The sequence below is a fragment of the Halomonas urumqiensis genome (assembly GCF_003028575.1).
GTDB classification, from domain to species: Bacteria; Pseudomonadota; Gammaproteobacteria; order Pseudomonadales; family Halomonadaceae; genus Halomonas; species Halomonas urumqiensis.
This window is the reverse complement of record NZ_PYUD01000002.1, coordinates 237,834-249,646: the sequence shown is the minus strand read 5'-3', so window position 1 is coordinate 249,646 and position 11,813 is coordinate 237,834. Positions and strand designations below refer to the sequence as shown.

At 56.3% G+C, this 11,813-nt stretch carries 13 protein-coding genes; 10 read left to right on the top strand and 3 right to left on the bottom strand.

Translation table 11 applies throughout. The features are described from left to right. Nucleotides 1-343 precede the first annotated feature (343 nt). The 10 genes from C6V82_RS08490 to C6V82_RS08455 all read left to right on the top strand — a co-directional run bounded on the left by C6V82_RS08490 (nucleotide 344) and on the right by C6V82_RS08455 (nucleotide 8,115). Nucleotides 344-1,084, top strand: coding sequence for a hypothetical protein (locus C6V82_RS08490; protein ID WP_107164734.1), 741 nt, complete (start codon nucleotides 344-346; stop codon nucleotides 1,082-1,084). A 404-nt stretch (nucleotides 1,085-1,488) separates the two neighbouring features. After that, nucleotides 1,489-2,487: a hypothetical protein gene (locus C6V82_RS08485; protein WP_107164733.1), complete on the top strand. Its 999-nt coding sequence runs from the start codon at nucleotides 1,489-1,491 to the stop codon at nucleotides 2,485-2,487. 47 nt (nucleotides 2,488-2,534) lie between these two features. Further along, a complete protein-coding gene (locus C6V82_RS08480) occupies nucleotides 2,535-2,891 on the top strand; it encodes a hypothetical protein (protein ID WP_107164732.1) in 357 nt (118 codons plus the stop codon). After that, nucleotides 2,888-3,589: a hypothetical protein gene (locus C6V82_RS08475; RefSeq protein WP_107164731.1), complete on the top strand. Its 702-nt coding sequence runs from the start codon at nucleotides 2,888-2,890 to the stop codon at nucleotides 3,587-3,589. The genes C6V82_RS08480 and C6V82_RS08475 overlap by 4 nt, the downstream gene beginning before the upstream one ends. Then, nucleotides 3,589-3,876, top strand: coding sequence for a hypothetical protein (locus C6V82_RS08470; protein WP_102588644.1), 288 nt, complete (start codon nucleotides 3,589-3,591; stop codon nucleotides 3,874-3,876). Before C6V82_RS08475 ends, C6V82_RS08470 begins: the two co-directional genes overlap by 1 nt. A 316-nt stretch (nucleotides 3,877-4,192) precedes the next feature. Beyond that, a complete protein-coding gene (locus C6V82_RS18015; RefSeq protein ID WP_146009681.1) occupies nucleotides 4,193-4,711 on the top strand; it encodes a hypothetical protein in 519 nt (172 codons plus the stop codon). 454 nt (nucleotides 4,712-5,165) lie between these two features. Then, nucleotides 5,166-5,969, top strand: a complete 804-nt coding sequence (locus tag C6V82_RS08465) for a hypothetical protein (RefSeq protein ID WP_107164730.1) — start codon at nucleotides 5,166-5,168, stop codon at nucleotides 5,967-5,969. 30 nt (nucleotides 5,970-5,999) lie between these two features. Then, the gene (locus C6V82_RS18010; RefSeq protein WP_146009679.1) at nucleotides 6,000-6,311 is read left to right on the top strand and encodes a hypothetical protein; all 312 of its coding nucleotides are present in this window, start codon (nucleotides 6,000-6,002) and stop codon (nucleotides 6,309-6,311) included. A 17-nt stretch (nucleotides 6,312-6,328) separates the two neighbouring features. Then, nucleotides 6,329-7,828 carry a hypothetical protein gene (locus C6V82_RS08460; protein WP_146157038.1) on the top strand — a complete coding sequence of 500 codons (1,500 nt, stop codon included), beginning with the start codon at nucleotides 6,329-6,331 and terminating at the stop codon, nucleotides 7,826-7,828. After that, nucleotides 7,828-8,115, top strand: coding sequence for a hypothetical protein (locus C6V82_RS08455; RefSeq protein ID WP_102586675.1), 288 nt, complete (start codon nucleotides 7,828-7,830; stop codon nucleotides 8,113-8,115). Before C6V82_RS08460 ends, C6V82_RS08455 begins: the two co-directional genes overlap by 1 nt. 890 nt (nucleotides 8,116-9,005) lie before the next feature. Here the strand turns inward: C6V82_RS08455 and C6V82_RS08450 are convergent. The 3 genes from C6V82_RS08450 to C6V82_RS08440 all read right to left on the bottom strand — a co-directional run bounded on the left by C6V82_RS08450 (nucleotide 9,006) and on the right by C6V82_RS08440 (nucleotide 11,811). Then, nucleotides 9,006-9,845 (bottom strand): c-type cytochrome, encoded by an 840-nt coding sequence (locus tag C6V82_RS08450; RefSeq protein WP_229843135.1) that lies wholly within the window; start codon nucleotides 9,843-9,845, stop codon nucleotides 9,006-9,008. Nucleotides 9,846-10,036: 191 nt separating this feature from the next. Next, nucleotides 10,037-11,299, bottom strand: coding sequence for a TRAP transporter large permease (locus C6V82_RS08445; protein ID WP_102586677.1), 1,263 nt, complete (start codon nucleotides 11,297-11,299; stop codon nucleotides 10,037-10,039). Beyond that, on the bottom strand, nucleotides 11,296-11,811 hold the full coding sequence (locus tag C6V82_RS08440) for a TRAP transporter small permease (protein WP_102586938.1): 516 nt from the start codon (nucleotides 11,809-11,811) through the stop codon (nucleotides 11,296-11,298). Before C6V82_RS08440 ends, C6V82_RS08445 begins: the two co-directional genes overlap by 4 nt. Nucleotides 11,812-11,813: the final 2 nt, after the last annotated feature.

Genomic DNA, 11,813 nt, shown 5'->3' with positions numbered 1-11,813 from the left:
GGTCACAGGTAATGACAGAAAAACAGTTTCAAATATCCTGCAAGGTAATTTATCAAGTCACAGTGATAATTTTGGTTCTGCAAATTGTGGCGTGCGCCATGATGTTGTGGATGACCTGGAGTGAGTTACCAAGACATGAGGATGTAACCATACTGTTGGGCGGGTCAGTTCTTGCTTCTTGTGTATATTCTTGGGTGGCAAAAAAGCCGTTTTTCAAAAGAGAAGAGGTTGATTTGGGAGTAGGTGGAACAACCGGCATAATGCACTCTCTTGCCACGAATATCTTTTGGTGGTGTGGCTACCATTTTATGGAGCTAGTGTTCTTGGTGCCAGCCATCAAGATATGCTTTCAAGCAATTTGGTTTTCATGATCAGGTGGCTGGGCTGGATGTCTGTGGTAAGGCTACATCCCAACACCACCCAGGGCATCAACCCGCTGGCCTGTGCCGATACCGCCTCTCACCGCAGCAGCCACAACAGTAGTAACCTGAATGATGCGGACACCAGGACATTAGCGCAGATGGAAGAGGATCAGGACAAGTTAACCCGTGGCATGGCCAGCATGGCGGCCCTGCCGTTTACCGTGCCCTATACGGCTGCCACGCTAACCGCTCGCGGCGCGGCCGGGTTATTTGCCACCGGGGCGGGTTTCGATGCGGCAGGCCAGATGGTGCAGGGCGGCGAGTACCGAATCGGCCAAACACTGGCGGCGGGCAGCACGGCGCTGGTTTACGGTCCGCTGGCTGGACGTAGCCCCTGGCGCAACGCCGCCGTGGGTGGTGCTTTAGTGGGTACACATACCTTCGCCACTAATTGGCTTTATGATGAGGATAAATCTGTAACACAAGGTGCTGCCTTGGGTGCGGTTACTGCTGGGGTGGGTACAGCGGCAGGCGAATTAATAAGAAAAGGAGAGCGATACGTCTTGCCAGACAAGATAACTTTGCCGTATTTTCAGACGCCTGCCTCCATTGGCATTTCTTTTCCAACGGAAGATGCCATCTCGAAGGGGGTGGAGACCTCAGTCAGCCATTTGCCATCGTTTATCGCCCTGCCAGATGCTAACAACAAGGAGGGGCGGTAATGAAAAGGGAATATTTTAAATGGTCGTCATTTTTCAAACGAAATAGCAAGCTTTTTGCTGTTTGTTTTTCGGGTGTATTTTTTTTATGGAATGGCGTGGCTATTGGTGAGTGAGCATATGCTTTTTTCGGTGGCGAGTTAAGAGGCTATGGCCCGCCACAACAGCGTTGGTATCGTGTATTGGCGATGGGATTTGTGGGTATGTATATATACGGCACAGTTCTTGGGCTATTCAATATGTGGTATTACAGGAGGCGCCCAGAGGATTATCGTGACGAATAGGTGTTGCACTAAGAATTTTCTGTAGAGGCACTTCAAGGAATAATATCATCAACATATGCAGCAACACGGACGTTGCCGCATTAATCCCAGGGAAGGCAGGGGGTTGCCTTGCCTGGCGGTAGCGTGGCTGCACAGCGGGAACACGACATCAGGCTCCAAGCACAAATACCTTCACCACCCCAAGCCGATCAACTCCAGCGCAACTGGGGCGACAACGGCACCAAACGCCTGGCCGCTCACACCGCCATCGGCGCACTGACGGGCGGCACGGCAGGCGCCACGGGGGCTGCCATGGGCGCCTTTAGCGCCCCCGCTGTGGCCGATGTCCTCAATGAAGCCGGACTCGACGACACCCTGGCCGATGGCCTCGCCGCACTCGCCAGCACCGTCGCCGGTGCAGCCACCGGCGGCACACAAGGTGGCGCCGCTGCGGTAAATGAGGTGCTGAATAATTATCTGACCACACGTTCCATCAATCAGGAGCTGGAACGGTTAACCGCGGATGACTCGGAACTGGATCCGGCGCTAAGACGCCGACTGATGGAGCATCAGCTCCTGAATGGCCTGCAAGAAAACGCCCCGCTGGATGACTGTCTCGTGGTAGGTAGTGATTGCAGCCCACAATTGGATGAGATGACGGCGGCATTTGAGCTGTTGCAAGACCCCAGAACCCGTGAAAAGCTTAGAGGCGACCTCACGGATGACCTTATTGAGCGCCAATTGAATGATCTGGTGGCCACCCTGGAAAGTGTTGATTGGTCGAAGAATCCGGAAACCATCGCCCGGGCTGAATTTATCGGGAATACCGCTCGCACCTTCGTTGATACGTGCGCCCTTCATCCATTAGCTGGACCCTGTCGTGGGGTGGCATTAGCAATTACGGGGTCGGATGTGACTGGGAAGATCAGTGATGGTGATTTAACAGGTGCTGGCGTGCAAGTTGGAGCAACAATAGCAAATTATGGAGTTGGTGCATCAGTGTTGATGAGCGCCCAAAAAACGGGCGTTTATTCCAGAGAATTTCTTGAATGGACGAAGAACATCTATGGGACTGGAATCGAGAAAGTCATTCAGTGGATATATGACGAAAAGCAGTCCACAACTGATACAGACAACGAGTGATACCGCCATGGTAGAACGCGTTAATTACAGCAGGAGTGGGCTGCGCAATGACAGAAAAGCAGTTTCAGATATTTTGCAAGGTGATTTACCGGGTGACAGTAGTAACGTTGGTACTGCAAGTGGCGGCTTGTGTCATGACGTTTTGGATGGCATGGAATGAATTGCCGGGGCACCGGTATGTAGAGATGCTTTTAGGGTTGTCTATTCTTTGCTCATGGATGCTGTTGGGTGCAAAAAGGACGTTATTTAATCGAAAAGAAGTTGAAATGGGTATGTGGGGAAATAACGGTGTGATGTATTCTTTAGGCACGAATATGTTCTGGTGGTTTTGCTACCATTTTATGGAACTAGTGCTGTTGGTGCCCGCCATCAAGATATGCGTTCAAGAAATTTGGTTTTCATGATCAGGTGGCTGGGCTGGATGTCTGTGGTAAGGCTACATCCCTACACCCCCCAGGGCATCAACCCGCTGGCCTGTGCCGATACCGCCTCCCACCGCAGCAGCCACAACAGTAGTAACCTGAATGATGCGGACACCAGGACATTAGCGCAGATGGAAGAGGATCAGGACAAGTTAACCCGTGGCATGGCCAGTATGGCTGCCCTGCCGTTTACCGTGCCCTATACGGCTGCCACGCTAACCGCTCGCGGCGCGGCCGGGTTGTTTGCCACCGGGGCGGGTTTCGATGCGGCAGGCCAGATGGTGCAGGGCGGCGAGTACCGAATCGGCCAAACACTGGCGGCGGGCAGTACGGCGCTGGTTTACGGTCCGTTGGCTGGACGTAGTCCCTGGCGCAACGCTGCCGTGGGTGGTGCTTTAGTGGGTACACATACCTCCGCCACCAATTGGCTTTATGATGAAGATAGGTCTGTGCCGCAAAGTGCAGCCTTGGGTGCGGCTGCGGGATGGGGCGGTGCTTATGCAGGAGATCTTATAAAGAGAGAGGCTGGTAGGTTAACTTCACCCTATCTGAAGATGTCTGCTGCCTTTGGTATCTCTTTGCCTGATAAAGATGTTGTCTCGAAGGCAACTGAAACGACCATCAGCAATTTACCGTCATTTATTTCTTTGCCGGATGCTAATGACAAGGAGAGGCGGTAATGGAGAGTAATAAAGATTTTCACAAATGGTCATCATTTGCCAAGCGACAGGCTGGTCTGTTTTCAAGTTGTTTGGTGTGTTTTCTGATTTTTTGGAACAGCGTGGCTATCGGAGAGTGGGCTTATGCGTTGTTCGGTGGTGAGTTAAGAGGCTATGGCCCACCTCAACAGCGCTGGCATCGTGTTTTGGCCATGGGGTTTGTAGGCATGTATATCGTAGGCACTGTTCTTGGGGTTATCAACATGTGGCGCTATAGGAAATATCCAGAGTATTACGATGACGAATAGGTCTTGCACGCAGAATCTGCTGCCGAACCACGTCAAGGCATAAGACCATCAACATACGCAGCAACATGGACGTTGCCGCATTGATCCCAGGGAAGGCAGAGGGTTGTCTTGCCTGGCGGTAGCGTGGCTGCACAGCAGGTGCCCCACATCAGGCTCCAAGCACAAATACCTTCACTACCCCAAGCCGATCAGCTCCAACGCGACTGGGGTGATAACGGCACCCAGCGCCTGGCCGCCACACCGCCATCGGCGCGCTGACGGGTGGCACGGCAGGCCTCAGGGGGGGCTGCCTTGGGCACCCTCAATCGCTCGGTAGTTGGACGACTACGTTGCGGCCTTGCAGGGTGTGCAGTGGACGCTTGATCCAGCCACTATTGCGCGTGCCGAGCAGGCGCAGAAAATCCTGAGACAAAATGGCATTGGGCCTGACGTGATCAGCTCTTTATTTCCATCAACGATGGCCGCGTTTGCGCAGGATCGAAATCGCGCGAGCGCGTTGAAAGTCCAGGGAGGACTCCGTAATGGCGTCAGTTTGCCAGCGGGCTCAGCAACGTTTGGGGCACCCTTGATACTCGCACCTGGCGGCCAGGCTCCCGCGCTTGTCAATCACCTCAGTCTTATCGGTTTAAGTAGAGTAGCGATGGTTTCGCCGGGAGCAGCGGTAGGAGTGGCTAATCCAGCTGTGCAGCAGGGGGTTATTGATTTCATTGATGGTTTATTTGTGCCAGGGCCGCCAACGAGTGGAATGAGTGCTGCAGCCCAAGCTGCTAGTTTCGGGATGAAGGGAGTGTTCAGTCCAGATGATGAAGAGCGTGAAGGCTATGAAGTCGAATGATGTGTTATTTTTAATTCTCGGGGTATCTGGCGTTTGGCTTGGAAGCACAGTTTTTCAATCGCCAGTGCAAGAATCTATAAGCTATGGAGTTGTTGACTTTGGGAAGTACCATGAATGGATAGGAGTAGCAATAATAATGTTTGGAGCTATTTCTATTTATAGTGCGATCAGGAAGAAAAAATAGCCTGTGCAACCACATGATGGAGGGGAAAGCGGTGTTGTTTACAAGTGTAGCCACGCCAATGGAGCGCTGACCAGTTCAGTGCTTATGGTGCAAGTGGCGCGTCTAACGGATGACATGGATCTACCGGACGGGGTGCGGCAAGGCCTTGAGTCGCTAACGGCTACCCTGGCCGGAGCAGCAGTGGGCAACACTTCCGGCGGCGCGATGGCCTTCAATCTCGATGCCCATAACCGACAGCTACACAGCTTCGAGTAGGCACTGGCGGAGCAGTTGGCCGAAGGCAGTGAGTACACGCCTGAACAGATCGCCGACGCCCTCAGAGCCATGTACAACGACGAGTTGGCAGAAAGCCCCGGATCCAACCTTATCGTCGATCTACATGACGTAGAGGCCGTTGCCGATACCTACTTCGATTATGGCGGCGACTGGATCGCGACGCCCGGCGAGGACGGCACGACGCGCTATCTGGTCCAGCAATTACCGGAAAATACGTCACCGGAGCTGATCAGCTACATCATCGAACAGACCGGCGGGGAAGGCTCGCCGTATCGGGCGGCTCTCTATCAGCTACCGCCAGAAGGAGCCGCGCCGGGCCAGCCGCGAGACCGGCTCACAGGGCGGCCGCTTGATGAAGAGGGGCGCTACACGGTCAGTTATGTGGTGGATGGGAAAATTTACCACGTACCGCATTTTTCATGTGGAGACGCAGAGTGTAGCGCTCAGGGTGCCAACGTTGATTACAGCGATCCTGGCGCGCAGGCATGGTCAAGGGCGCTGGATGCCAAGGCGCTGGATGACGTCGGCAAGGCAATGACAGCTGGGGTGGTAATGACGCCGGCTGGTGCTTTAGGGCAAGGGCTTGCTATCTCGGGGAGTGTGGCAGGTTTGTTATCTGGCTACTTAAAAGACGAATTTGTTACATCAGCAACGAAGGAGGTGGCGAGTGCAGGGTTCGAAAGATACGCAATAGCTCGAGGTGTACCTGCCCCATTGGCTGCAAGAATTACTGCGGCGTTGGATTTGGCGGGAGTATGGGGTGAGGTGTCGGACAATGCAACTAACATTATCGATTGATATAATTTCCTTTAAACTGGGGGAGGGCTTATGAGTTCAAAGGGCACATGGTTAGAGGTGATAAAAAAATATCGCGTCTATATACTTTGTCTTATGGTCTTCCTTTCTTTTTTTAATGCTGCTTTACGTTTTTGGGGAGAGTGGGGGTATTTTGTTGGTGTATTGGTTGGGCAGCTTTTTTTTGGGCAGGCGGCACAATCTTATTTTTACGATAAATATATTTCGTTTGGTGGCGGTGGGGTGAGAGTGGAGGATGGGAGTGTGCCAAGACTGATAGCGTTTGTTTTGGCGCTGACTGGTTATTTTACGTTATTCCTGTTCAATGGATACCCATGGGGTTAGGTTGCCAACGACGCGATTTGCACCGACCTCGCCAGCTACGATGCACACTAAGCACCGGCGACGCAGACACCGGCATTGAACCGATCTTCGATGCGGAAAGCGTCAAGCAAGACGTGCAGGCCCAAACAGCGATTACCCAGGAGTTTGGGTCAAAGGCCAGTCAAGCCTGGGGCGATTACGCCAGCCAACAGGAAGCCCAGTTATGGCTTGAGGCGCAAAACGCCAGTGACCCAGACATTCGCGCCGAACTGGAAGCAGAAGCATCACGCTGGGCGGAAGGCGGCGCCTATCGCACCTCGGGCCACACGCTGCTCGGCCTGGCCGGTGGCGGTGTAGACGGTGCCAGCGGCGCGCTGACCAGTTCAGTGCTTATGTCCAAAGTGGAACGTCTCACGGATGACATGGATCTACCGGACGGGGTGCGGCAAGGCCTTGAGTCGCTAACGGCCACCTTGGTCGGTGCAGCAGTGGGCAACACCCCCGGCGGGGCCATGGCCTTCAATCTCGATGCCAATAACCGCCAGCTACACAGCTTCGAGCAGGCACTGGCGGAGCAGTTGGCCGAAGGCAGTGAGTATACGCCTGAGCAGATCTCCGACGCCCTCAGAGCCATGTACAACGACGAGTTGGCAGAAAGCCCGGGATCCAACCTCATCGTCGATCTGCAGGATGTGGCCGGTGTCGACGACACTTACTTCGACTATGGCAGTGAGTGGGTTGCAACGCCCGGAGAGGACGGCAAAACGCGCTATCTGATCCAGCAAATACCGAAGAACACGCCGCCTGAGCTGATCGGCTACATCATCGAGCAGACGGGAGGGGAAAGCTCGCCTTATCGGGCATGGGAGCCTTCACCCTCATCTGCCTACCCACCGCGTGAGCAAGGAATACGCTACCCCTATGGCGTGGCCCTAGCGGCAGGCCTCCCCTATAACCTGAATGATGTCGACACCAGGACATTAGCGCAGATGGAAGAGGATCAGGACAAGTTAACCCGTGGTATGGCTAGTATGGCGGCCCTGCCGTTTACCGTGCCCTATACGGCTGCCACGCTAACCGCTCGCGGCGCGGCCGGGTTGTTTGCCACCGGGGCGGGCTTCGATGCGGCAGGCCAGATGGTGCAAGGCGGCGAGTATCGGCCTGGCCAAACGCTGACGGCGGGCAGCACGGCGCTGGTTTACGGTCCGCTGGCTGGACGTAGCCCCTGGCGCAACGCCGCCGTGGGTGGTGCTTTAGTGGGTACACATACATCCGCCACCAATTGGCTTTATGATGAGGATAAGTCGGTACCCTCGTCAGTTCTTCTTGGTGCGGGGGCTGCTGGGGTGGGTACAGGGCTAGGTGAGTTTATAAAGCGAGACTCCGGTTGGTTAGCCTCACCCTATCTGCAGATGCCTGCGGCTTTCGGAGTCTCCGTGCCTAATAAAGAGACTGTCTCGAAGGCAACTGAAACAGCCATCAGCAATTTACCGTCATTTATTTCCTTGCCAGATATCAATGACAAGGAGGGGCGGTAATGGAGAGCGCTAAGGAGTATTTCAAGTGGTCATCATTTGCCAAGCGACAGGCTAAGTTTTCATTGGTTATTGTGGCCGGAGTTCTTTTCTTTTGGAATAGCGTGGCTATTGGAGAATGGGCTTATGCATTGTTCGGTGGTGAGTTGAGAGGCTATGGCCCACCTCAACAGCGCTGGCATCGTGTATTGGCCATGGGGTTTGTGGGCATGTATATCGTAGGCACTGTTCTTGGGGTTATCAACATGTGGCGCTATAGGAAATATCCAGAGTATTACGATGACGAATAGGTCTTGCACGCAGAATCTACTGCCGAACCACGTCAAGGCATAAGACCATCAACATATTCAGCAACACGGTCGTTGCCGCATTAATCCCAGGGAAGGCAGAGGGTTGCCTTGCCTGGGTAGCGTGGCTGCACAGCGGGAACACGATATCAGGCTCGAACAGGCTCCAAGCGCCAATACTTTCACCACCGAGTCGGCCATCAGCGGCCGGGCAGGCAAGCAGAACGCTAGGCCGGCCCACACCGCGCTGATAGGCGGAAGCTTGGGATGAATTAATGAATAACGGGAAAAGTATGCTGGGGCTGGGCGATGAGTAAACTAAAAGCTCAATCAGCGTGGATTCGGTGGCGTAGTCGCTATCGGTTGTATCTATCTTTCTTATTGGCCATATTGGCGTTGGTAAATGCAGTCGTTAGGTTTTGGGGGGAGTGGGAGCTATTCTTTGGTGCTCTTATTGGGCATGGATTGTTCTGGCAGTTAATTGTGGCGTTTTTATACGATAAGCCTATGATAATTGGTCCTGGCGGTGCGGACTTGGATGATGGGCCTGCAGCCAGGGGAATTGCACTCACCTTCGCTATTACCTGTTATGGCGTTATGTTTCTGTTTAGTGGATATCCATGGGGGTAGACTGTCAGCGGCGTAATTTGTCACTGGCCAGCGAGCAGATGAAGTGCCCCCTCCAAAGCTGCACAGGCGATCATGCGTCCCTTGGGCAGACGGGATGAACGCCGACAAGGAAGACCCGGGCAAGAAGCAGGCGCGGGGCAAGGAGGCGATCGCTGGGTTGAGGTCGTTGCTGGGGTAATTCGGGCGGTGAGTTTGGACAGTGTGCAAACGCGAGCGGGGCGCCGAATGGCGCCCCGCTTCGTGTCAGGCTCACGCTTCGCTACTTACTCCACTTCGGAGATCATGTAGTCGACGATGGCCTGCACTTCCTCATCGGAGGCGCTGCTACCGCCCTTGGGTGGCATGGCGCCGATGCCGTTGATGGCATTGGCATAGAGCTCTTCGGTGCCCTTGTCGAGGCGATCCGCCCAGCCGTCGGCATCGCCCACCACCGGTGCGCCTGCGGCGCCGCTGTCATGGCAGGCCGCGCAGCCGCTGCTGCCGTAGAGCGCTTCGCCATCCAGGCCGGAATCGCTTCCGCCGTCGGCGGTCGCGCTCTCGCCATCGTCTGACGCGGCTTCGTCGTCTGAAGCGGCCTCGTCGTCTGAAGCGGAATCACCTTCGGATGCGGCAGCTTCGTCCGACACCTCTTCCTCGGTTGCTTCGTCGCCACCCACTTCCGGCACATCCATCACCGGCTCGAGCAGATGTGCTGTGGCTGCCGCCACTTCTTCATCGGAGAGGCTTGAGTTGCCGCCCTTGGCCGGCATGGCCCCGATGCCATTGATGGCATTGGCAAGCAGCTCATCCCAGCCCTTGTCGACACGCTCGGCCCAGCCGCTCTCATCACCGCGTACCGGTGCGCCGGCGGCACCAGATTCGTGGCAGGCGGCACAGACATTTCCGTAGATCGATTCACCGTCAAGCGCGCCGGAGGAGTCCTCGCCACCACCGCTTGCCGCAGCGACGGTGGTGGCACAATCGTCACCCTGCAGGCACAGCTGCCCAGCCGGTGCGAGACGCTCCGCGATCGCGTCGCGGTCAACCTCGGCCTGGGCGGAGGACATGCCTGCGGTCAGGCCCAGGGTGGCCAGGCACCCCATTATCAGCTTGCTGGATTTCACTCTCACCACCTCTTGACGGTCCTGTAAGAAATTATTGTGGCGACGTCGAAAATGGCCTCACCATCGCCGAAAGCTGCCATTGACGCGCGCAATGCCCATGAGTATACCGGCATCGGCTAGCGCTGGAAAATGCCCCTTTTGCGCCAATGGCCACGGCCGCAATGGCACTTGTCCTATAGGCGCGGCCAACCCTAGCCCCCCGACCAGCCCAGCAACATGGGCACATAGACCACCAGCAGCAGCACGCCGATCAATCCCAGCAGATAGGGGATGATAGCGCGGGTGATTCGCTCCAGCGGCAGTTGGGTGACCGACGACGCCACATAGAGGTTGATGGCCACCGGCGGAGTGATCATGCCGATTGCCAGCCCCATCACGATGATCAAGCCGAAGTGTATCGGGTCGATGCCCAACTGCAGCACCAGCGGCAGCAGCACCGGGGTCAGGATGATCAGGGCGCTGGCGGTTTCGATGAACACGCCAGTCAACAGGATCACCCCGACGACCAGCAGCATGATGACGAAGGGGTTCGTCGAGAGCGACAGCACCGATTGGGCAATCGCCCCCGGCACCTGCCAGCTGGAGAGCGTCCAGCTCAGCACCGCCGACATGGCAATCACCAGCATTATCACCGAGGTGGTGATCGCCGAGCGGATCAACACGTGGTAGACCGCCTTCGGGGTCAGGTCGCGATAGACGAACAGCGAGACCAGCAGTGCGTAGTTGACCGCGACCACCGCCGCCTCGGAGGGGGTGAAGATACCCGAGAAGATGCCGCCCAGGATGATCACCGGCGTCATCAATCCCCAGCTGGCATCCTTCAAGGTGCGCCAGATGGTGGCAAGCGACAGCGCGGTGCCATGGGGATACTGGCGGCGATACGCCTGGACGATGGCAATCGCCATCAACCCAAGGCCCATGGCAACCCCCGGGATGAACCCGTTCAGGAACAGTTTGGATACCGATTGCTGCGCGATCACCGCATAGATGATCATCGGCACCGAGGGGGGAATGACCACACCGATCGTGCCGCTGGCGGCAATCAGGCTGGCCGCCGAGGCCGGCTCGTAGCCCTTGCGCTTGAGTTCCGGCACCAGGCTTGACCCCACCGCGGCGGTGGTCGCCGCTCCCGAGCCCGAAATCGCGGCGAAGAACATGCCCGCCATCACCGACACCACGGAAAGCCCGCCGCGCATGAACCCGACCAGCGCATCGGCGAAATTGACCAGCTTTTCGCTGACCCTGCCCTGTGCCATGAGATCGCCGGCGAGGATGAACATCGGCACCGCCACCAGCGCAAAGGAGTTGATGCCCTGAAACATTTGCTGGGTGACGACCATCAAGGGCACACCCGACTGATGCAATGCGTAGAGCGTACTGGCGCCGATGGCGAAGGCGATCGGAACGCCGAGCAGCATGAACAGGAAGAACAGACCGAACAGCACCAGCGTCATGGGCTATCCTCGTCTACCACACCAGGCTCGCCATGGATCAACGTCTCGATGATATCCACCAGGGTGTACCACGCCATGATGCCCGCACACAGCGGCATCACCGCGTAGACATAGGTCATCGACACGCGCAGCGACGCGGATTTCTGGAAGCTCTGCACCTGCATGTAGCGATAGCCAATCACGATCAGTGCCAACAGCAAGGCCAGGGTGACCGCCAGGGCGGCCAGCCGGGCCGCGCGGCGCACGGGAAGCGGCAGGGCATCCACGGCGAACATGACGGCGATATGCCGACCACGCTGGAACGCCAGGGTGCCGGCAAGAAACGTTATCCATACCAGCAGAAAGCGGGCCACCTCTTCGGTCCAGCCGACGGCGGTGAACAGTACCCGCGAGATGATCTGCAGGGTAATCACGCCGATCAACGCGGCCATGCAGGCAAAGACAACGGGCTGGATGATGGCATCCAGCCCGCGTTCAATGCGTTGCAACAGCGTCAACAGCGGCTGCGCCATCG

Bases quoted from the DNA above. Each gene is read 5' to 3' on its own strand.
- C6V82_RS08480 (WP_107164732.1), top strand. From the start codon at position 2,535: ATGACAGAAAAGCAGTTTCAGATATTTTGCAAGGTGATTTACCGGGTG.
- C6V82_RS08440 (WP_102586938.1), bottom strand. From the start codon at position 11,811: ATGGCGCAGCCGCTGTTGACGCTGTTGCAACGCATTGAACGCGGGCTG.
- C6V82_RS08490 (WP_107164734.1), top strand. From the start codon at position 344: ATGCTTTCAAGCAATTTGGTTTTCATGATCAGGTGGCTGGGCTGGATG.
- C6V82_RS08470 (WP_102588644.1), top strand. From the start codon at position 3,589: ATGGAGAGTAATAAAGATTTTCACAAATGGTCATCATTTGCCAAGCGA.
- C6V82_RS08455 (WP_102586675.1), top strand. From the start codon at position 7,828: ATGGAGAGCGCTAAGGAGTATTTCAAGTGGTCATCATTTGCCAAGCGA.
- C6V82_RS08475 (WP_107164731.1), top strand. From the start codon at position 2,888: ATGATCAGGTGGCTGGGCTGGATGTCTGTGGTAAGGCTACATCCCTAC.
- C6V82_RS18010 (WP_146009679.1), top strand. From the start codon at position 6,000: ATGAGTTCAAAGGGCACATGGTTAGAGGTGATAAAAAAATATCGCGTC.
- C6V82_RS08445 (WP_102586677.1), bottom strand. From the start codon at position 11,299: ATGACGCTGGTGCTGTTCGGTCTGTTCTTCCTGTTCATGCTGCTCGGC.